Here is a 19761-nt window from a genome sequence, read left to right on the forward strand (position 1 = left end):
TCCTTTTTTACCACCTAGATACCTGAGATCACTATAGCTTTTTTTTATCATAAGTATAATTTAAGCACCTGACTTGAATACTTACATCTAGTCATATAGTATCATTATAGGTATGAAATGTGCAATAAGATCAGAAATTAACCGGGAAAGGTTTATTAGCGATTAACTATAAATGAATAATTGGCCTGCTTAGGTGTCTCAGGTGGTTAACAAAAAAAGTTCAGGTGTTTCCAACTGAACCTTTCAAAAAATTCTTTATTCAAATTGAGAAAGAAAATTATCTTAAATCAACAACTTCAACGCCAGGATATTTTTTGGCATCGAAAGCAAACGTGGTTTCCGGTATTTTTACATTAGGTGAAAAAGTTTTCACATTGTAAGTGTATTTATTTCCATTTTTATCGAACAAAACAACATTAGCAATTTGTTTAGCCGCTTTATCTATACTTAAACGCACTTTAAAAATTGATTTCTTTGTATCAGTAGGTGTCAAATCAATCATTTGATACGTTTTTGCACCTACTTTTTGATCTCCTGTATAAACATATTTAAAGCCTTTTTCATAAACAGTAAAAATTTTAGCAGGATTTATTGCATCACTATTTGGATCAATGCTGCTTACCTGCACTTCTTTGTCTTTTTTGAGATAGGTCCATTGGCTTTTGCCGTCGCTGAATAGTTCCTGATTTGTCATGGCTACCTTGTATTTATTAGAATTCGCTTTAACATAGAGCGTACCCTGCTGTGTTTCTTTCACCTTTGCTTTCGGGTTTTCTAACGTGAAAGTAAAATCGGTTTTAACAATATTGTATGACTTGTATTTTTTACTTACTTCTGCCAAAATAGCTTTGGCTTTTGCATCTGTTTGAGCGTAAGTTGATGTTGTAAATGCAACAACAACCATTAATGCTGAAATTAATTTCTTCATGTGGTGTATTTAATTTTCTTTGAATGTTAGAGTAGATTACTAAGCGTTGGTTTAATCTAATTCTTGTCGTCCATACTATTCAAGAATTGTTCCAAAGAATACTCGTCGGGATATAAAACTTCACGAGCCTTACTTCCCTCAAACGGACCAACGATACCTGCTGCTTCCAATTGATCGATAATTCTGCCAGCGCGGTTGTAACCTAGCTTTAATTTGCGTTGAATCAATGAAGTAGATCCCTGTTGGTGTAATACAATAAGTCTTGCAGCATCTTCAAAAAACTTATCCCGTTCGTTCGGGTCAAAGTCTGCTTTACTACCTTCTCCAGCCTCATCAATGTATTCAGGCAATTGATAGGCATCTGAATAACCACGTTGATTGCCAATAAATTCAGAGATTCTATCAACCTCCGGCGTATCAACGAAAGCACACTGTAGTCTGATTAAGTCGCTACCTGTAGATAAAAGCATATCACCACGTCCAATCAACTGGTCTGCTCCGCCACTGTCTAAGATGGTCCTAGAATCGATTTTTGACAGCACCCTGAACGCTAACCTGGCAGGGAAATTGGCTTTAATGGTACCTGTGATTATATTAACTGAAGGACGCTGCGTAGCAAGAACCAGATGAATACCAATTGCACGGGCCAACTGTGCTAAACGTGCAATTGGTGCCTCAACCTCTTTACCTGCTGTCATCATCAAATCAGCGAACTCGTCTACAACAAGTACAATGAAAGGCAAAAATCGGTGTCCGTTATTTGGATTAAGCTTACGCTTGATGAATTTATCGTTGTACTCTTTTAAATTTCTAACCTGCGCATCTTTCAATAAATCATAGCGTTGATCCATTTCGATACAAAGAGAATTCAAGGTATTAACAACCTTTTTAGTATCCGTAATAATCGCATCAGCTTCTCCCGGAAGTTTAGCCAGGAAATGACGTTCAATCCTATTGAATAAAGTCAGCTCAACCTTTTTCGGATCGACCAACACAAATTTGAGTTGGGCAGGATGTTTCTTAAATAACAGTGAAACCAAAATAGAATTAATACCGACAGACTTACCCTGACCTGTTGCACCTGCTACCAGTAAGTGAGGCATTTTAGCCAAATCTGCGATAAAAACCTCATTACTGATGGTCTTACCTAAAGCAATCGGCAAATCCATCGTATTTGAAGTCCACTTCTCTGTGTTAAGGATACTACGCATTGGAACCATCTCCGGATGCTGATTAGGTACCTCGATACCAATTGTACCTTTCCCCGGCATTGGCGCTATTATACGAATGCCTAATGCCGCTAATGAAAGCGCAATATCATCTTCCAGGTTTTTGATCTTTGAAATTCTTACACCAGGCGCAGGTATAATCTCATAAAGCGTAACGGTTGGACCAATCGTAGCCTTAATCTTATCGATTTCAATGTTGTAATGATTAAGCGTTTCTACAATTTTGTTCTTATTAGCTTCCAGTTCCTCTGCATTTACTGAAATTTTATTGGTACCATAATTCTCTAACAAATCTATGGTTGGATACTTATAGCCGGCCAAATCAAGCTTTTCATCATAATTTCCAAACTGCTCAACCAAATCTTCCGATTTTTTTTCTTCTTCGGTCTTCTCGATTATAAAAGTTGGCTCTTTTTCTTCTTCTTCAATTGCTGACTCTACCGTTAAAGGCATTGCAGACGCCATAGCCGCCGAGGTTGCTAAAGGTAAATTAGTGGCTAAAGGCGATAAGTTTACAGGCGCAATTACCTCTTCCCCGTCTTCCTTTGCCTCGTAACGACTTGGTTGTATCACCACGTTTTGTTGTCTGCGCTCGCTATTCAATGGTGTTTTCTCACGCACCGGGAATTCAATTGGTTCTGATGATTCTTCAACTTCTCGATTTTGTGCAAACCGCTCACGAACCTCGTTTACATAATCTGGTGTTTCATTATCCAGGAAGACTTCCTTTTGTTTACGTTCGGGAAATTTAAAATCGATGTTATAAGCGATAATTAAAATTGTTAATCCGGCAAAAGCGATTAATCCAGCTACTCCGGCTGCACCAATTTGAGCAGCTAGTAATTTATTACTCCAATAACCAAACTCCCCTTCAACATAATGTGGTGATTCAGACCAGAAACTATGAGCAAAGCCTAATGTTAATGAAATAAATAATAAAAAGAAAAAACTGTAGCCTAGTGTTTTGGAGATAGAGAGAATTTTGACCTTAAATAACAACCGGTAACCGATAATAAAGAATGCCAAAACAAATAAAAAAGAAGCAATGCCAAACCACTCATAAATAAATTGGTGTGACAATAGGGCGCCAAATTTACCTAGCCAGTTTTGCACAATAGGAACATTAACGCCCGAATTTTTGAGTTCTTCAGTTGTTTTAAACAGGTTTGACCAACCTCCGTTAGCGTCGATTACATAACTCTGATCATCTTGCCAGGTAAATAAGTAAGACGTAAAAGCAATTAAAAAGTAAAGGGAAAGTATAACAAAAAACAGACCTACGATTTTCACAGCGCGCCCGTCCTGCAAGTCAAAACTTGGCAAATATTCTCTTCTCTCTTTAGGAAGGCGACTTGAAGCCCCTCTCCCCGGTGCATTTTCAGCGCCTTTATCTCTGAATGTATTGGTTTTAAACTGGTTTCCCCTGGCCGCCATTTTCTATCCTAATAATTTAATGTTGAACAAATATAAAATATATAGTTGTATCTCCTGCGTTTTAGAGCAGCCTTAAATTAATAAAATTAACAGCCAGCATTAAACCTTAAACAGAAAAAATTGTCTATCAATTAACAATACACAAATTGTTACGTTTTTCAAATGAAGCGGATTTTGTTTTAGGTTTATCCCGTTTTACCTGGAGAGGTAAAACGGGATTTTTATTATAAAAGATTTTCTTAGTAATCTTAAAGATGCAAAAACACGTTTTGTTAGTTACCTCATTCTTTCACATTTTTTCACCAAAAATTTCTGCACGCTATTAATTTTTCGTTAATTTAAGTCGGTTATTTGGTAAAATCATATGAACATAGCGCAGCTCGAACAACAAATAGAAGCAGGGAATTTAGAAGCAGTAAAAGAAATTTTGCTTCAAAACCCAGAACTTGCAAACATCAATACTTCTCATAATGTTTCACCTTTATTGTTAGCTTGTTATTACAAGAAACAAGAAATCGCAAATTTAATTGCAGAGTTCGCAGACAGTCTAACTTTATTTGAAGCCTGCGCAGTCGGAAAATTTGATGCTGCAACTTTACTCATTTTTCAAAATCCTGGTGCAGTTAACGAATTTTCTGAAGATGGTTTTACACCGTTAGGCCTAGCCTGTTACTTCGGACACGAAGATTTGGCCAGATTTTTAGTTCTAAAGGGCGCTGATGTAAATCTGGCATCCAAAAACGGATTCAATGTTTTCCCCATACATTCAGCGGTTGCGGCAAATAACATTAACATTACAAAATTACTTCTCGATGCAGGCGCCTATCCAAATGTTTGCCAGAAGGCAGGCTTGGCACCCCTGCATACGGCTGCTCAATTAGGAAATATCGAGCTAATTATTCTGCTTTTAGAACATGGAGCCGAGGTTAGTTTGCGTATGGAAGGCGGAAAACTTCCAGCTGATTTAGCGGCAGAAAAAGGCTTTCGTGAAATTGCAGAGATTTTAAGAGAAGATTAACCCCCTAGCCCCCTAAAGGGGGAATGAAAACCATGTAGCAAAGACTATGTGCAAATGAACGAATGCCGTTTATAGACAAAGTCAAGCACACATTTACAAAAAGAAAAGTCTTTTAGAGAGAAAAGACTTTTCTTTTTAAAACTGTATTTCACATTAAAGACAAAGAAAATTTAAGTGCATTATACAAACGGTAGAATGGAAAGCCCCTTTAGGGGTTTGGGGTTTACTCCCAAATTCTCAACCTCATTTTTTTCATATAGGTTCTGATATCTAAGACAACTGCAGCCAGAAAATAAAACAGTATTGGGAAACCTACAGCTAGAAAAGAGGAATAAATAAAAAACAAACGCACCCTTGCTGTACTCATGTTAAGCTTATTTGCAAGGTATGTAGAAACTCCAAAACTTTGCTGCTCAAAATATGTGATGATTCTTTGGAACATTATAAGCTTATTTAAATCCTAATTCAATATAAGTTGAAGAAAGCGAAATCCTTAATCTAATTTAACAATAATAATTGGTTAAAAGTTTACTTGGAAGCGCGGTTATTCTAAAATCAATTTTTCAAAATCCTGCCTGTTTTCATGTTTTATAAATAGAGTCTGCTGTTCCTCTAAACCAGAATACTTCTTTTTCAAATCATTTTTGAATTTTTCAATATCAACTCCTGCATGCAAAATCACCGTTAAAGCATCAGCATTGCCTCTAACTTCGATAATTTCATCAGGGTAAAGTTCCTTAAGTTCGTGCGGGAATTCCATAATGACTAAACCGATAGAAAAGTATAAAGTTTGATAAATATTAAACAATTAAGCTTGTTTCAAAATCTTTAATCCAATTCCACAAGATAGGCATTTTTTCTCATCACAATAGTGCTTTTTCAAATGCAAAATTCCTTGTGTTGTAAAGGCATTATACATTAATACGCCAGCCTGTAAAAACCTGTCGGTTATTGCGTTTCGTTCCGGCGGCAAACTTTCCAGCAATTTAATCGCTCTGTTGATATAAAATTGTGTTCCGGACTGTTTGCCATAAGTAAATAAGAACAATGCAACCGTGTTTAATAAAATATTATCGACTGACGCTTTGCCAATTTGGATGTTAACACCATCTGTTTCTTTCTTAAAATGATAGTGCGTTTTCCAATAAACATTTACGGGCAAATTTTCGAACAGCTCGCGAAGTTCAGCAACGACACTTATGTCCAGCACTTTAGAAAATAAATGATTTGCTTTTACAATTAATGCAGCGAATTGCGCCAGGCGTAGTGTTGGAAAGTTCTGCGGGCGCATCCGCATGAATTTCCAAATCGAAACGTCGATGGGCTTAATGTTATATTTTTTCTGTAAAAATTCAAATTCCTTTTTCAATCGAACAGGGTATTCTTCTACAAATTTCTCATTCAAAAAGCCGGCTGAACCGAAAATCAACGCCTCGATTTGTAATGGATTAACTTTATGCTTTCCATATATTTGTTGAGGAATCGCTTTCGCAACGAGTTCAAAAGGTAATGCATTTATTTTAAAACCAAAATTACGAGCCATAAAACGATAGAAAGTTTCGTCCCAATTTCCATTCAACTCTTTTAGTGTCTCTGATACAACATACGTTTTTTGCTCAAATCTTTCGAATAATGTTCGTGACACAAATGAATCGATAATCAGTTTATCGACGGTTTTAATCTGTGCTTTACAAGGAAAATCTGTTAACGTAAGAAACAGTGTTTCGTACTTTTCAATCAAATCTTCAGCAATCCGGTTTTTTAGTTCCAGCACAGGTAAAATTGAACCATCAATTCTTTTAATTTTTACATCATTTTCATAAACCACATGAAGAATTACATTTTCATAACTCGAATCGCTTTGATGGTTATGCCTTAACCAATCAGAAGATTTAATGTGAATTTCTAAATTCCCTGCCCAAACTGTATCGCCTATCTGTATTTTAGAATTATTAAAATCCGGTCCGGCATTTTTGTTTAGAAAACCCTGATGTATGATCTTCAGACTTTCGCCATCAGCAGTTTTCAGCTCATTGTTGTCAAACGACCTGAATTGCCAAACATAATGCAAAAAATCTTCCGAAAAATTCATACTTAAAGATAGGGAATATTCCTAAAAGTTTTAGAAAAAACTAATCGTCCTGCTGAATTTGTTTCAGCATCTTATTTTATCTGACCCACAATATATTCATGGCGATGCCTATACACTGTCAACCTATAGGATCGGTCCTCTTCCTGTAATTCGTGATAAAAACACCAGCAATGATCAAAATTGTTGCTACGATTAAATCCACATCAACATGCTCATTTAAAATTAACCATCCCAAAAATATTGCGATTACTGTATTAAAATAAGTAAGTATCGACACTTCAGATGCAGAAACTTTTTTCAATGCATAATGATAGCAAAAATATCCTAAAACGGAACCAAATACCGCAAGGTAAACCGCAGCAAAAATACTTTCAGTCTTCCAGGAACTTACATCTGCTGTGCCAGAAAAAATCAAGGCTAAACCGAATTGAACAATAGCAGAGAACACGAACTGATAAAAAAGATTCAGGAATATATACTGGGGTTTTCCGCTGTGTTTTTTCGAATAAATAGTTCCGATTGTCCAACCGGAAACAGCTATTACAAGGGATAAAATTCCATTTCGGTAACCTGGCTCAAGCAAGTCGCTAATGCCATCCCTAAAAATGAAAACAATACCGAGAAAACCAACAAAAACACCTACAAAACCCTTTAAACTGGGTTTTTGAATCCCCAGGAAAACACAACCCAGAAAGACCAAAAGTGGAGAAGTGGCATTTATCAAAGAAGTTAATCCACTTGGAATTGTTTTTTCGGCGACGGTTGTCATGCCGTTTGCAATAACAACCATTAAGATTGAAAGTAAAATTTGTCTCTTAAAACTGCTCCAGCCAATCCACTTCAATTCTTTCTGTTTTATCAGGATGATCAGAATAATTAAGGAGGCAATCGTTTGGCGAATGGCCGTTACGTACCAGGCAGGAATGCTTTCTACGGCGACACGAATACCCAAATAAGTTGTTCCCCAAATCAGGGCGACGCCGGTTAAGGCAAGTATGAGTTTTAAATCTATTTTGGGTTTCATAGTAAGGGTAATATTTTAACCACGGATGGACACAGATAAACGCAGATGTTTCAAGGATTAATAGGCGTTAATCATTCCTGGTATTTTCTAAATTCAGGGTAAAAAAAATTTTAATGTTAATATTAAACTTCAGCTATTACAGATAAACAAAGATATTTGAAGATTAATAGCCATTGACCATTCTTTTTATTTCAATACGAGGTTTGGCGAAATTAATAATCAAACCACAGCGTTTATTACAGGCAGTTAGGTAATTCATTAATTGAGCCTGATGAATATCTGTAATCATCGTAACAGTTTTCAATTCAACCACAACTTCGTTTTCTACAAATAAATCAGCAAAATAATCTCCGACAACTTGATCGTCGTAAAAAACTTGTAAAGCATGTTGTTTAATTACATTTAGGCCAGTTTTTTTAATTTCAATGAATAGCGCATTTTCGTAAACCTTTTCCAAGAAACCACATCCCAAAGCATTTGAAACCTTATAAGCGGCTCCAATTATTTTTTCTGTTATTTCATTTTGGCTCAACATCCAAACAATATAGGAATATTCTCGAATTTATACCCGCCTTCAATCTGTGTTTATCCTGTCTATCTGTGGTTAATTATTGAACTAGACCAATTCAGCAGTAACCAGTATTTGTTCCATTTCTTTTTGTAATTTCATAGCCTCTTCCCTGGCCTTTTCTGCAAAATCTTCGCCACTGCCTGCATAAATAATTCCGCGTGAAGAGTTGATTAATAATCCGCATTGCGAATTCAATCCGTATTTACAAACTTCCTGTAAATTACCGCCCTGTGCTCCGACGCCAGGAACCAAAAGGAAATGATTTGGCACCAACTTGCGTACATCTGCAAATGCAGCACCTCGGGTTGCGCCAACAACGTACATCATCTGCTCATCAGTTGCCCATTGTTGCGATGTTTTTAATACTTTTTCAAACAATCTATCTTTGCCAATTTCCTGTAATTGAAAATCGGCGTGGCCTGAATTTGATGTCAACGCCAACAGGATAACCCATTTATCTTTAAACGTAAGAAACGGCATAACAGAATCACTTCCCATGTATGGGGCAACCGTAACCGAATCAAAACTCATCTCAGAAGATTGTGCATTAAAAAAAGTTTCTGCATACATAGCAGAAGTATTACCGATGTCGCCGCGCTTGGCATCCGCAATGGAAAAAACATCCTGGGGAATGTATTTAAATGTTTCAATAAGTGTTTCCCATCCTTTTTTGCCATAACATTCATAAAAAGCAGTATTTGGCTTGTAAGCAACACACAAATCTTTAGTGGCATCAATAATTTGCTTATTGAACTCCAGAATAGGATTTTCGTATTTTAGCAGGTGCTTAGGGATCTTATCCAGCGAGGAATCCAATCCAACACATAAAAATGAACGCTTTTTTTGTATCTGCTCAAAAAGTTGTTGCTTAGTCATATAAGGGCTTATTTGCTGCAAATATGGGTTTTTTTTTAAGTTTTCATAAAGAAGAAATAATCCTCACCGCAACTATTTTTTAAACATTTTAAACTTTTTCTTGCAGATTACGTTTCAAATACATACAATTGCACCATAATTCCTCAACCGTTTATCTGAATATCCCAGAAAAATTTATCAAGACTTGTTTTTTGTTACCATTTTTTGAAAGCGATTGCCGCTTTGTATTTAGCTTATAAACAATTTATGAAACATTTGAGTACATCCAAATAACCAACTCATTTAGTTTTATAACCTTAAAGAATTATGCTTAATTAACCGCCGGGCTTGCACAATTTATGTATTTAGGCCTATGCAGATTTATAACAGGACATCCGTTATAAGTAAAAGAAAAATTTCTTGAAACATATATATTTAGAATGTTTAGCAAAACAGAATTAAATGATAAGCTCACACCAGAATTACGTGAGCTTGCAAAATCTTATGGCATTGAAGGTGCCGAATCCCTCAGAAAAATTGATCTTGTTGAAGTGCTTTTACATCAGCAAGAAATTATAAATGCTGCTAAATCCGATGCAGACCCATATAGTGAAAATGAGCCTATCGCTGTAGCACCAATACCAAAAACGAAAACTGCTAAAACCGAAAAGGCACCGAAAGTTGCTGCTTCAGCTACTTCCGTTTCCAGCCCGGAGAAACCAGTAAAAAAAAGAGCAAGATTAAGTAAGGATGAACCTGCAGCGCCTATCGAAAGACGAAGAGATTCGGTAACTTTATTTGATGAGCCACAACACCAGCAACAACCTGAAAGACAACCAGACCGAATTGTGGAACCAGAGGATGGCGGCACCAAACCAATTTCTGCCTTAATTGAGGAAAGTGCAGAAGTGATTCCGGCGGCTCCGAAACAAAAACAAGAACCAAGAGAAAAGCAAGAAAAACCGCAGCGTGAAGATAATCGCCAGCAAAAACAACCTGGAGGTGGAAATCACCATAAAAACGAAAACAGTTATTCTAATTTAGATTTCGATAATGTAATCACTAACGAGGGGGTTTTAGAAATTATGCCTGATGGTTACGGTTTCTTACGCTCTGCTGATTATAACTATTTAACTTCTCCTGATGATATATACGTATCACAATCACAAATTAAACTTTTTGGATTAAAAACCGGCGACACCGTAAAAGGTAGTATCCGTCCACCGAAAGAGGGCGAAAAATATTTCCCATTGGTTCGTGTCGAAACCATTAACGGCAGAATCCCTGCCGAAGTTCGCGATCGTGTTCCATTTGATTATTTAACACCACTTTTCCCGACAGAAAAATTGAATTTATTTACGGATAACAGCAATTACTCTACCCGTATTATGGATTTATTTACGCCGATTGGTAAGGGACAACGTGGTTTAATTGTAGCACAGCCGAAAACAGGTAAAACCAATTTACTGAAAGAAGTTGCCAATGCGATAGCTAAAAACCATCCGGAAGTTTATTTAATTATTCTATTAATCGATGAACGCCCGGAAGAGGTTACGGATATGGCTCGTAGCGTTAGAGCAGAAGTTATTGCCTCTACCTTCGATGAGCCAGCTGAACGTCACGTAAAAATTGCCAACATCGTTTTAGAAAAGTCTAAGCGTTTGGTCGAAAGCGGGCATGATGTAGTTATCCTTCTGGATTCAATTACCCGTTTAGCCCGTGCTTATAACACAACTGCACCTGCATCTGGTAAAATTTTATCAGGTGGTGTTGATGCAAATGCATTACATAAGCCAAAACGTTTTTTTGGTGCAGCCCGTAACATTGAAAATGGTGGTTCCTTGACAATTCTGGCTACTGCATTGACGGATACAGGTTCTAAAATGGATGAGGTTATCTTCGAAGAATTTAAAGGTACTGGTAACATGGAGTTACAATTAGACCGTAAATTATCGAACAAGCGTATCTTCCCGGCTATTGACATTACCGCATCAAGCACACGTAGAGACGATTTATTGTTAGACAGAGACATTTTACAGCGCGTTTGGATTTTACGTAACCACCTGGCAGACATGAATAGCCAGGAAGCAATGGAATTTGTACAGGCACAGATAAAAGGCACAAAAAGCAACGAAGAATTTCTTATTTCGATGAATAGCTAGTAGAGTGTTAAAAGTTGAAGGTTTAAAGTTGAAAGTTTTCGAAATGCGAATCCAGCCACTTTAAACTTTTAACTTTGTACTTTCAACTCAAAATAAATGAAAAAGCATATCCCTAATGCGATTACCTGTGCAAACCTTTTTTCTGGCTGTATTGGAGTCGTTCTTGCATTTAAGGGCGACTTACAAATTGCAGCATATTTCGTTATTCTTTCTGGTATTTTTGATTTCTTCGATGGAATGATCGCCCGTTTATTGAATGTAAAATCAGCAATTGGGAAAGATTTGGATTCTCTCGCAGATATGGTAAGCTTTGGCGTCCTACCCGGGGTTATCATGTTTCAGCTTTTTAAACTGAGTGATTACACTTCGGCTTATTTGCCGTATTTAGGTTTCTTAATTACAATTTTCTCCGCTTTGCGCCTGGCAAAGTTTAATAATGATGAAAGGCAAACCGAAGATTTTATTGGGCTAAATACGCCGATGAACACACTTTTCATCTGTTCATTACCTTTTATAGGCATCGACTATCCCGCGGTTATCGGATCTACCATACTGCTTGTTTCCATTACTTCGGTTACAAGCTTCTTACTGGTTAGCGAAATAAAAATATTCTCTCTGAAGTTTAGTGATTTAAGCTGGGCAAAAAACAAAATCAAGTTTATTTTTCTAATCTTATCGACGGTTTTAATTGCCGCTTTACAATTCGCAGCAATTCCTTTTGTGTTGGTACTCTATATAACCATGTCTGCCTTACATTTCAGAGGAGTAACACCAGATTAACTGCCATAAAATCTATTTGGTATTTGCGTTATTTTATATTTACCAGCACATAGAGCACCGTTGTCGATTAAAAAAAACATAATTTAATTACAACTTGTTCACTTCTAAATTGTCGGAAATATTTTCAGCCATTTCTAAAATGCTTTTGCCTAAAACGGGATGATTTATATCAGGAGCAATTTCTGCAAGCGGTTGCATAACGAATTTTCTGTTTTGCATGTGTGGGTGTGGAATTTGAAGTTTTCCTTCGATATTGATAACTTCATTTCCGAACAAGATAAGGTCGATATCTATCAACCTTTCTCCCCACTTTTCCTTCCGGATTCTGCCTAATTTCCGCTCAATTTCCAGCGCCTTGTCCAGCAGTTCTAAAGCACTCAAATTTGTACTTAAGGCAATCGCCTGGTTCAGAAAATCAGGTTGATTTACTTTCCCCCATGCGGTTGTTTCATATATAGATGAAATGGATACAACTTTTCCAGCCTCCTTATTTAAAAATTGAATCGCCAGCTCCAGGTTTTTCTTTCTGTCGCCCAAATTTCCACCCAGTAACAAATAAGCAATTGTATGCTCTAATGCCATATTTAAACTTTGTATTTTTATATCTTTACGCCACAAAATTAAAACATTTAAATGAGAGATTTTTTTAAGTATTTATTTGCATCAATGTTAGGCTTTTTCCTATCTGTTGTAATCCTGTTTTTTGTTTGCTTCATTATTATAGTTGCTGCCATTTCGTCGATCGATGATGATAAAACAATTAGTGTGGGTACAAATTCAGTTCTGTATCTAAACCTCGATCAGGCCATAACAGAACGTACACCAAAAAATCCTTTTGGGAATCTTCCCATTGTAGGTGGTGAAGAAAAGGATGGTCTCGGTTTAAGTGATCTTTTAAAATCCATACAGCGGGCGAAAACCGACGATAATATAAAATGCATTTACCTAAATGTTAGCAGTCCGAATGCGGGTTTTGCAACCATGCGCGAAGTTAGAAATGCATTAATAGACTTTAAGAAATCTCATAAAAAAATATTGGCCTATAGTGAAGTTTACACCCAGGGTGCTTATTACATTGCATCAGCGGCAGATAAGGTTTATTTAAATCCGGAAGGGGCGTTAGAATTCAAAGGTTTTAGTTCTGAGTTAACTTTTTTCAAAGGCACGCTCGAAAAAGTTGGCGTGGAAATGCAGGTTATTCGTGTAGGTAATTACAAAAGTGCTGTCGAGCCATTTATTTTAGACAAAATGAGCGATTATAACCGCAAACAGGTTACGGCTTATGTAGGGGGACTTTACAATACTTTTTTAACGGATATTGCACAAACCAGAGATATTCAAAAAGACAGTCTTTACAGCATTGCTGACAATTATAAAATCAGGGCACCTAAAGATGCTTTAAATTTCAAGATGATTGATGGCCTGAAATATAAAGACGAAATACTGGAAGAACTAAAAGCACTATCAGGTAAAACCAAAAAGCAGAATATAAGTTCAGTCTCTATAAATGACTATTTAAAAAACAATACAGCTGCCGGTTCCGGGAAGGATAAGGTAGCCGTAATTTATGCGAATGGAGAGATTACAGGAGGAGAAGGCTCTGATAACCAGATTGGTTCTGAGCGAATTTCAAGGGCCATTCGTAAAGCCCGTTTAGATGATGACATCAAAGCCATTGTGCTTCGCGTGAATTCACCAGGTGGCAGTGCATTGGCATCTGACGTAATTTGGAGAGAAATTGTTTTGACAAAGAAAGAAAAACCGGTTATTGCCTCATTTGGTGATGTCGCGGCATCAGGTGGATATTATATTGGCTGCGCTGCTGATAGTATTTTCGTTCAGCCGAATACCATTACAGGATCAATCGGTGTGTTTGGTATTATTCCAAACTTCCAAAACCTAATGACCAACAAACTGGGCATTACATTTGATGGGGTGAAAACAGGTAAATATGCTGATATCATGGCAACTAACCGTCCGATGACGGAAGGTGAAAGATTTATAATCCAAAATGAATTAAATAGAATTTACAGTGGTTTCGTAAGTCGTGTGGCCGATGGGAGGAAGAAAAGTAAAGCTTATATCGATAGCATTGGCGGCGGTCATGTTTGGATTGGAACCGACGCCGTTCAAATTGGGTTAGCCGATAGAATTGGAAGTTTTAACGATGCAATAAAATCTGCCGCCAAAAAAGCTAAGCTTAAAAACTATAAAGTGGTAGAATATCCTGATGTTATCGACCCTTTGAAATCTTTATTAGAAGAAAGTACAGATAAAATTAAAACCTATTATACAAAACAGGAATTAGGTGATAATTACATGCTTTACCAGCAAATGAAAAAGGTTATGGCTAGTTCCGGGATTCAGGCCAGAATGCCATTTGAAGCCGTAATAAAATAATTTTAATACTAGATGGAAGATGGAAAACGGAATACACCGTCATCCATCTTCTATTATCATTTTCCATTCCCTATTTTCTATTACTTATTTGCCATTCCCCATTTTCTATTACCTATTTGCCATTTCCTATTTTCTATTACTTATTTGCCATTTCCCATTACTCTAACTGTTTCCACTCCGGGTGTAGCGTTAAATAAGTCCCATTAACGGATTGATTCTTCGGATGAACGGTTATAGAAACACTTTTCCTTTTAAAAATTCAAATCCGATTCCATCCTTTTTAACATCATAAATGATAACATTATCCTTTTGTTCATTTATATAAGCCGAAATCCGCTCCATCGTCGGGAATTTCAATCTTGTATTAGATTCTTAAAACCCTGTTGTAAAACCATCCTGCGTTTTATATTCCGGAGATGTAATCCGAATTTGTTTTACATCTCTCACACGCATCGAAGTATCTTTGTACGAAGCGTAAATTGCGAATTCATTCCGCTGCCCGGATGTTAAATCCTTACTGTACCAAATACCCCAGGCTTTGCCCATTGCGGCATCGCCATCATCTGGCCGACCTAGTTTAGCACTTACTTTATTCATGTCTTCGCCTAAAGAAATATCACCTACTGAACGACCGGGACAATTAGCAAGCCCGAATCCACAATCTTATCAGTTCCTGCTGCAACCGATGCAATTGAGTCAATGTTATTACCGGAATTTTGGGAGGATTGACAAGCAGCAAATCCGATGAACAAACCAAAGCCAAGAACTTTTATATTTTTCATCCCTGCAGAACAACGCCTCAATAAATCTGTTTGAAAAATTCGTAAGCTAGAATTTTTAACGCTTTATTTTCTAATTTTACAGCTTATGGAGAATAAAACCATCGCCCGTACTTTACGCCTTCTATCACAGTTAATGGAATTACATGAGGTAAATCCGTTTAAAATTAAATCAGTAGCAAATGCTTATTTCAAGGTTGATAAATTGCCTTTTGCTTTAAAAGATAAACCTGTAGAGGATATTGATAAAATTGATGGAATTGGTAAAAGTCTGGCGGGTAAAATTATTGAGTTATTACAAACCGGCGAACTCAAAGAACTAAACGATATCATTCAGCAAACGCCAGAAGGTGTTGTCGAAATGCTCGGTATTAAAGGAATTGGGCCGAAGAAAATATTAATCATCTGGCGTACGCTTGGAATAGAAAGCATTGGCGAGCTCTATTATGCCTGTAACGAAAACCGCTTAATTGAGGCTAAGGGGTTTGGTTTGAAAACACAGGAAGAAATAAAAAATGCAATTGAATTTAAACTGGCGGCAAACGGACGGTTTCTCTATGCTCAGGTAGAAGGATTTGCCAATACATTACATGATCAGCTGGCAGAATGGTTGGCAAAAGTCGACAAACACTCATTACTGGCCTTTGCAGGACAATATCGGCGGGCATGCGAAATCATTGACGAGCTGGAACTTGTTATTGGTGCTGAACAGATAGAATCCGTTAAGGTTAACCTGGAATCATTTGAGCCACTTTCATTAATTGCCGGCGAAGATGCATTTATTACAACAACAGCCACCGGTATAAGAATCAAAATTTATGTAGTAAACAAATCTGATTTTTACCTGGAATGGTTTACATTGACTGGAAATACGGAACATGTTGAAAAAGTGCTCAAACTAGCAGGTGATGGTCCTTTTTCAAACGAAGAGGAAATTTACAGCAAAGCTGGATTAGCTTTCATCGAACCTGAACTTCGAGAAGATTTTGATGAAATTGAAAAGGCTGCAAAAAATGAACTTCCTAAGCTGGTTACTTACGAAGATTTAAAAGGTAGTTTGCACAACCACTCTACCTGGAGTGACGGCGTACATACGCTAGAACAAATGGCTGTTTATTGCAAAGAAACGTTGAATTTACAATATTTGGGCATCTGCGACCACTCAAAAACTGCGGTTTATGCCAAAGGATTAAACGAACAACGCGTTTTCGGACAGCATCAGGAAATTGAGGAACTGAATAAAAAATTAGCACCGTTCAAAATATTCAAAGGAATTGAAAGCGATATTCTGAGTGACGGTTCATTGGATTATCCGGATGAAGTACTGAAAACTTTTGATTTCGTTGTTGCATCTGTGCACAGCAATTTACGTATGGATGAAGTTAAAGCAACTGCCCGTTTACTGAAAGCAATTGAAAATCCATACACTACAATTTTGGGCCACCCGACGGGCCGGTTACTACTAAGCCGTGCGGGTTATCCTATCAATTACAAAAAAATTATTGATGCATGTGCTGCAAACAATGTCGTTATTGAAATCAACGCAAATCCGCTACGGTTAGATCTGGATTGGCGCTGGCAACGTTACGCGCTGGAAAAAGGGGTTTTGCTTTCTGTTAATCCTGATGCACACAGAACAGAGGGTTTCCACGACATGCGTTACGGTATTTTAGTAGCCCGCAAAGGCGGCTTGAGCGCTGACAAATGTTTAAACGCATTTTCTCTGGAAGAAATAACAGCCTATTTTGATGAAAGAAGTTTAGCGGTTAGCGGTTAGCGGTTAGCGGTTAGGAAAAACAAATTTTTAACAACAAGTTTTAATCCTAACTTAAAAGTCTGTGCAATCCATAAATCTGCATAATCACCCCGAAGGAAATAATCTATTTAATCTTTTAATATCTTTGTCCCATGATAAGTGAAATTGCCAACCGCATATTTAGTCAGGTTATCGCAGACTACCACCAGTTTGATGATATTGACCATCCGGTTGAAAACCCATACGATGCTGAAAGTTTAGAACACCTTCTTTATATTAAAAACTGGATTGATACCGCACAATGGCATATGGAAGATGTTGTTCGCAATCCTCAAATCGACCCTGTTGAGGGCTTAAACTGGAAAAGACGCATCGATGCACAAAATCAGGTGCGTACGGATATGGTTGAATTTATCGATGGCTATTTTTTAAATCTTTACCAGGGAATTATTCCATTGCCAAACGCGAGAATTAATACAGAAAGCCCGGCATGGGCAATAGACAGGCTTTCAATTCTGGCTTTAAAAATTTCCCACATGCAGGAAGAGGCAGAAAGGGAAAGTGCATCAGCTGAACACCGCCAGCAGTGCCAGACTAAACTCGACATTTTATTATCCCAACGCGAAGATTTATCGACCAGCATTGATGAATTGTTAACGGATATCGAGTCCGGCAAAAAGTATATGAAAGTATATAAACAAATGAAAATGTACAACGACCCAAGTTTGAACCCGGTTTTGTATAGAGAAAAAAGATAAAGGAGCAAAGAATAAAGACAAATACTTTGTTACAGAGAGGAACCATCAATAAAGGCATGTTAACAGAAAAAATTATCGTTTTACGCTTTTCGGCTATGGGCGATGTGGCGATGGTCGCTTCTGTTTTAAAAGAATTTTCTGAGCAAAATCCATCAATAGAAACCGTAATGGTAAGTCGGGCGGCTTTTAAACCATTCTTCGATGGAATTGAAAATCTGACTTTTCATGCCATTCAACCTGAAACCATTCACAAGGGAATTAACGGACTGTACAAGTTATATCGGGAACTCCGAAAATATAAACCGACTGCAGTTGCCGATTTACATGATAATTTAAGGAGCAGGATTGTTTCTACTTTCTTCCGGCTGACGGGAACCAGAATCAAACGCATTGACAAAGGAAGAGTAGAGAAAAAAGCGTTAACACGTTCCGTCAATAAAATATTTAAACAACTACGCCAAACCGTGGAACGTTATGCCGATGTTTTTCGGGAACTCGGTTTCGATGTCAAATTAAACCACAAACTCAAAAAATCTCCGCTGGAGATTCCTGCCAAAGCTGGAAAATTTTTCAGAAATAAAGCAACCAAAAAAGTCGGCATTTCCCCTTTTGCGCAACACATTTACAAAGTTTATCCTTTAGAGAAAATGGAGGAAGTAATTTCTTTATTGAGCGCTTTGGGCTACGAGCTTTTTATTTTTGGTGGTGGAAAAACCGAACAGGCAACTGCTGAACAATGGGCCAGAGCTTACTTTAACACTCATAATTTAATCCGAAGTTTTAGCCTCACAGAGGAGCTTGCTATTATATCCAACCTGGATTTAATGCTGAGTATGGATTCCGCCGGTATGCACATGGCTTCCTTAGTTGGTGTTCCTGTAATCTCGATTTGGGGACCGACACACCCCTATGCAGGTTTTTTAGGCTATGGACAATTGGAAAGCGATTGCATCCAAATTGACCACCCCGAAAGACCAAATTCTATTTATGGAAACAAACCATGTCTATGTGGTGTTGCAAGTTGTATGGATTTAATTGATCCTCACACAATTGTTGATAAGATTATAGAAAAACTAAATGGCTAAACAATTATTACTGGTTCGTCACGGAAAATCGGATTGGGGAAATGCAGATTTAAAAGATTTCGACCGACCGCTAAACAAACGTGGCAAAGAAAATGCGCCCGAAATGGCAGAACGTTTGATAAAACGTGGTTTTCATTTCGATTTGATGGTAAGTAGCCCGGCAAAGCGTGCAAAATCTACGGCAAAGTTTTTTTCAAAAGCTTATCAGGCTGATGATATTCAATACGAGGCATCGATCTATGAAGCCAATACCAAGACGCTGTTAAAAGTTGTAAATGGCTTGGATGACGAGGCCGATACGGTTATTATGTTTGGACATAACCCGGGTTTTACAGATTTAGCCAATGAACTAAGTGATGCAGGTATATACAATATTCCTACTTCAGGTATGGTGTTAATGTCTTTTCCTTTTGATTCGTGGACAATGGTTAGCAGAGGAACTGGGGAATTGGTATTTTTTGATTATCCGAAGAATAGTGATGAGATGTAGCTTTTTGCCAAAGAAACACGGAATACACGGAAATTGAGGAATCGTCATTTCGACCGTAGCGGAGAAATCTTTTTCTGCTTGTCGGTAATGACTCTTCCAAAGATCGCTCCATTACGCTGCGCTGCAGTCGAGATGACGAATAAAGTTTCCGAAAAGCAGCTTCCTTTTTAAATAAACCTAATAGAACGGAAAGCCCAAAGTGAACAAAGAGCCAGGAAATGAAGTAGCAAGAACGAAAAATCAAAAGAACCTCTGAACGCCCGTCCCAAAATAAAATCTAAATCGTAACTCTGAAATCGTAATTTTTAATTTATATTTGTACCATAAATAACGAAAGTCCGGCAATAGACATTTCGGTGAATTCATAACCTAATCTCCTCTGGTTATTTCATAATTCGTA

19 protein-coding genes are annotated in these 19761 nt (G+C 37.4%); 8 read left to right on the forward strand and 11 right to left on the reverse strand.

The genetic code is table 11. The annotated features are described in order from the left end of the window. Nucleotides 1–277 precede the first annotated feature (277 nt). Both ASF92_RS06815 and ASF92_RS06820 read right to left on the reverse strand, forming a co-directional pair. Nucleotides 278–928 carry an outer membrane lipoprotein carrier protein LolA gene (locus tag ASF92_RS06815; protein ID WP_056089864.1) on the reverse strand — a complete coding sequence of 217 codons (651 nt, stop codon included), beginning with the start codon at nt 926–928 and terminating at the stop codon, nt 278–280. Between the two features lie 56 nt (nt 929–984). Beyond that, a complete protein-coding gene (locus ASF92_RS06820) occupies nt 985–3591 on the reverse strand; it encodes a DNA translocase FtsK (RefSeq protein ID WP_056089869.1) in 2607 nt (868 codons plus the stop codon). 364 nt (nt 3592–3955) lie between these two features. Here ASF92_RS06820 and ASF92_RS06825 point away from each other — a divergent pair, with 364 nt between their 5' ends. Beyond that, entirely contained in the window at nt 3956–4609 is a 654-nt protein-coding gene (locus ASF92_RS06825; RefSeq protein ID WP_056089872.1) for an ankyrin repeat domain-containing protein, read from the forward strand. A 223-nt stretch (nt 4610–4832) separates the two neighbouring features. Here ASF92_RS06825 and ASF92_RS06830 read toward each other — a convergent pair whose 3' ends face one another. The 6 genes from ASF92_RS06830 to pyrF all read right to left on the reverse strand — a co-directional run bounded on the left by ASF92_RS06830 (nt 4833) and on the right by pyrF (nt 9172). Continuing rightward, nucleotides 4833–5051, reverse strand: a complete 219-nt coding sequence (locus ASF92_RS06830; RefSeq protein ID WP_056089875.1) for a PspC family transcriptional regulator — start codon at nt 5049–5051, stop codon at nt 4833–4835. Nucleotides 5052–5153: 102 nt separating this feature from the next. Next, nucleotides 5154–5369, reverse strand: coding sequence for a hypothetical protein (locus ASF92_RS06835; RefSeq protein WP_056089878.1), 216 nt, complete (start codon nt 5367–5369; stop codon nt 5154–5156). 48 nt (nt 5370–5417) lie between these two features. Then, complete coding sequence (locus tag ASF92_RS06840; RefSeq protein ID WP_056089881.1) at nt 5418–6701, reverse strand: DUF2851 family protein; 1284 nt, start codon at nt 6699–6701, stop codon at nt 5418–5420. A gap of 118 nt (nt 6702–6819) precedes the next feature. Next, nucleotides 6820–7725 carry a DMT family transporter gene (locus ASF92_RS06845; protein ID WP_056089885.1) on the reverse strand — a complete coding sequence of 302 codons (906 nt, stop codon included), beginning with the start codon at nt 7723–7725 and terminating at the stop codon, nt 6820–6822. Nucleotides 7726–7888: 163 nt separating this feature from the next. After that, the gene (locus ASF92_RS06850) at nt 7889–8260 is read right to left on the reverse strand and encodes a GxxExxY protein (protein WP_056089889.1); all 372 of its coding nucleotides are present in this window, start codon (nt 8258–8260) and stop codon (nt 7889–7891) included. Nucleotides 8261–8341: 81 nt separating this feature from the next. Beyond that, on the reverse strand, nt 8342–9172 hold the full coding sequence (gene pyrF, locus ASF92_RS06855; RefSeq protein ID WP_056089892.1) for an orotidine-5'-phosphate decarboxylase: 831 nt from the start codon (nt 9170–9172) through the stop codon (nt 8342–8344). A gap of 419 nt (nt 9173–9591) precedes the next feature. Here pyrF and rho point away from each other — a divergent pair, with 419 nt between their 5' ends. Beyond that, complete coding sequence (gene rho / locus ASF92_RS06860) at nt 9592–11313, forward strand: transcription termination factor Rho (RefSeq protein WP_056089895.1); 1722 nt, start codon at nt 9592–9594, stop codon at nt 11311–11313. Between the two features lie 96 nt (nt 11314–11409). Beyond that, on the forward strand, nt 11410–12093 hold the full coding sequence (gene pssA, locus ASF92_RS06865; RefSeq protein ID WP_056089898.1) for a CDP-diacylglycerol--serine O-phosphatidyltransferase: 684 nt from the start codon (nt 11410–11412) through the stop codon (nt 12091–12093). Nucleotides 12094–12180: 87 nt separating this feature from the next. On the opposite strand, the gene folK is transcribed toward pssA, so the two are convergent. After that, entirely contained in the window at nt 12181–12675 is a 495-nt protein-coding gene (gene folK / locus ASF92_RS06870) for a 2-amino-4-hydroxy-6-hydroxymethyldihydropteridine diphosphokinase (protein ID WP_056089903.1), read from the reverse strand. Nucleotides 12676–12726: 51 nt separating this feature from the next. Between folK and sppA the strand changes: the two genes are divergently transcribed. Next, nucleotides 12727–14493 (forward strand): signal peptide peptidase SppA, encoded by a 1767-nt coding sequence (gene sppA / locus ASF92_RS06875; protein ID WP_056089907.1) that lies wholly within the window; start codon nt 12727–12729, stop codon nt 14491–14493. A 372-nt stretch (nt 14494–14865) separates the two neighbouring features. Here sppA and ASF92_RS06880 read toward each other — a convergent pair whose 3' ends face one another. Both ASF92_RS06880 and ASF92_RS20985 read right to left on the reverse strand, forming a co-directional pair. After that, nucleotides 14866–15090 (reverse strand): hypothetical protein, encoded by a 225-nt coding sequence (locus ASF92_RS06880; protein WP_056089908.1) that lies wholly within the window; start codon nt 15088–15090, stop codon nt 14866–14868. A gap of 23 nt (nt 15091–15113) precedes the next feature. After that, nucleotides 15114–15275 (reverse strand): hypothetical protein, encoded by a 162-nt coding sequence (locus ASF92_RS20985; protein ID WP_157263762.1) that lies wholly within the window; start codon nt 15273–15275, stop codon nt 15114–15116. A gap of 85 nt (nt 15276–15360) precedes the next feature. On the opposite strand from ASF92_RS20985, the gene ASF92_RS06885 reads away from it, so the two are divergent. The 4 genes from ASF92_RS06885 to ASF92_RS06900 all read left to right on the forward strand — a co-directional run bounded on the left by ASF92_RS06885 (nt 15361) and on the right by ASF92_RS06900 (nt 19361). After that, complete coding sequence (locus tag ASF92_RS06885) at nt 15361–17049, forward strand: DNA polymerase/3'-5' exonuclease PolX (protein ID WP_056089911.1); 1689 nt, start codon at nt 15361–15363, stop codon at nt 17047–17049. 131 nt (nt 17050–17180) lie between these two features. Then, the gene (locus tag ASF92_RS06890; RefSeq protein ID WP_056089913.1) at nt 17181–17786 is read left to right on the forward strand and encodes a DUF4254 domain-containing protein; all 606 of its coding nucleotides are present in this window, start codon (nt 17181–17183) and stop codon (nt 17784–17786) included. A gap of 56 nt (nt 17787–17842) precedes the next feature. Beyond that, the gene (locus ASF92_RS06895; protein WP_056089916.1) at nt 17843–18871 is read left to right on the forward strand and encodes a glycosyltransferase family 9 protein; all 1029 of its coding nucleotides are present in this window, start codon (nt 17843–17845) and stop codon (nt 18869–18871) included. Next, nucleotides 18864–19361, forward strand: a complete 498-nt coding sequence (locus tag ASF92_RS06900; protein ID WP_056089920.1) for a histidine phosphatase family protein — start codon at nt 18864–18866, stop codon at nt 19359–19361. Before ASF92_RS06895 ends, ASF92_RS06900 begins: the two co-directional genes overlap by 8 nt. Nucleotides 19362–19761: the final 400 nt, after the last annotated feature.

Origin of the sequence: Pedobacter sp. Leaf176, assembly GCF_001424305.1 — a bacterium.
Taxonomy (GTDB): domain Bacteria; phylum Bacteroidota; class Bacteroidia; order Sphingobacteriales; family Sphingobacteriaceae; genus Pedobacter.

Bases quoted from the DNA above. Each gene is read 5' to 3' on its own strand.
- ASF92_RS06815 (WP_056089864.1), bottom strand. From the start codon at position 928: ATGAAGAAATTAATTTCAGCATTAATGGTTGTTGTTGCATTTACAACA.
- ASF92_RS06820 (WP_056089869.1), bottom strand. From the start codon at position 3,591: ATGGCGGCCAGGGGAAACCAGTTTAAAACCAATACATTCAGAGATAAA.
- ASF92_RS06825 (WP_056089872.1), top strand. From the start codon at position 3,956: ATGAACATAGCGCAGCTCGAACAACAAATAGAAGCAGGGAATTTAGAA.
- ASF92_RS06830 (WP_056089875.1), bottom strand. From the start codon at position 5,051: ATGTTCCAAAGAATCATCACATATTTTGAGCAGCAAAGTTTTGGAGTT.
- ASF92_RS06835 (WP_056089878.1), bottom strand. From the start codon at position 5,369: ATGGAATTCCCGCACGAACTTAAGGAACTTTACCCTGATGAAATTATC.
- ASF92_RS06840 (WP_056089881.1), bottom strand. From the start codon at position 6,701: ATGAATTTTTCGGAAGATTTTTTGCATTATGTTTGGCAATTCAGGTCG.
- ASF92_RS06845 (WP_056089885.1), bottom strand. From the start codon at position 7,725: ATGAAACCCAAAATAGATTTAAAACTCATACTTGCCTTAACCGGCGTC.
- ASF92_RS06850 (WP_056089889.1), bottom strand. From the start codon at position 8,260: ATGTTGAGCCAAAATGAAATAACAGAAAAAATAATTGGAGCCGCTTAT.
- pyrF (WP_056089892.1), bottom strand. From the start codon at position 9,172: ATGACTAAGCAACAACTTTTTGAGCAGATACAAAAAAAGCGTTCATTT.
- rho (WP_056089895.1), top strand. From the start codon at position 9,592: ATGTTTAGCAAAACAGAATTAAATGATAAGCTCACACCAGAATTACGT.
- pssA (WP_056089898.1), top strand. From the start codon at position 11,410: ATGAAAAAGCATATCCCTAATGCGATTACCTGTGCAAACCTTTTTTCT.
- folK (WP_056089903.1), bottom strand. From the start codon at position 12,675: ATGGCATTAGAGCATACAATTGCTTATTTGTTACTGGGTGGAAATTTG.
- sppA (WP_056089907.1), top strand. From the start codon at position 12,727: ATGAGAGATTTTTTTAAGTATTTATTTGCATCAATGTTAGGCTTTTTC.
- ASF92_RS06880 (WP_056089908.1), bottom strand. From the start codon at position 15,090: ATGAATAAAGTAAGTGCTAAACTAGGTCGGCCAGATGATGGCGATGCC.
- ASF92_RS20985 (WP_157263762.1), bottom strand. From the start codon at position 15,275: ATGAAAAATATAAAAGTTCTTGGCTTTGGTTTGTTCATCGGATTTGCT.
- ASF92_RS06885 (WP_056089911.1), top strand. From the start codon at position 15,361: ATGGAGAATAAAACCATCGCCCGTACTTTACGCCTTCTATCACAGTTA.
- ASF92_RS06890 (WP_056089913.1), top strand. From the start codon at position 17,181: ATGATAAGTGAAATTGCCAACCGCATATTTAGTCAGGTTATCGCAGAC.
- ASF92_RS06895 (WP_056089916.1), top strand. From the start codon at position 17,843: ATGTTAACAGAAAAAATTATCGTTTTACGCTTTTCGGCTATGGGCGAT.
- ASF92_RS06900 (WP_056089920.1), top strand. From the start codon at position 18,864: ATGGCTAAACAATTATTACTGGTTCGTCACGGAAAATCGGATTGGGGA.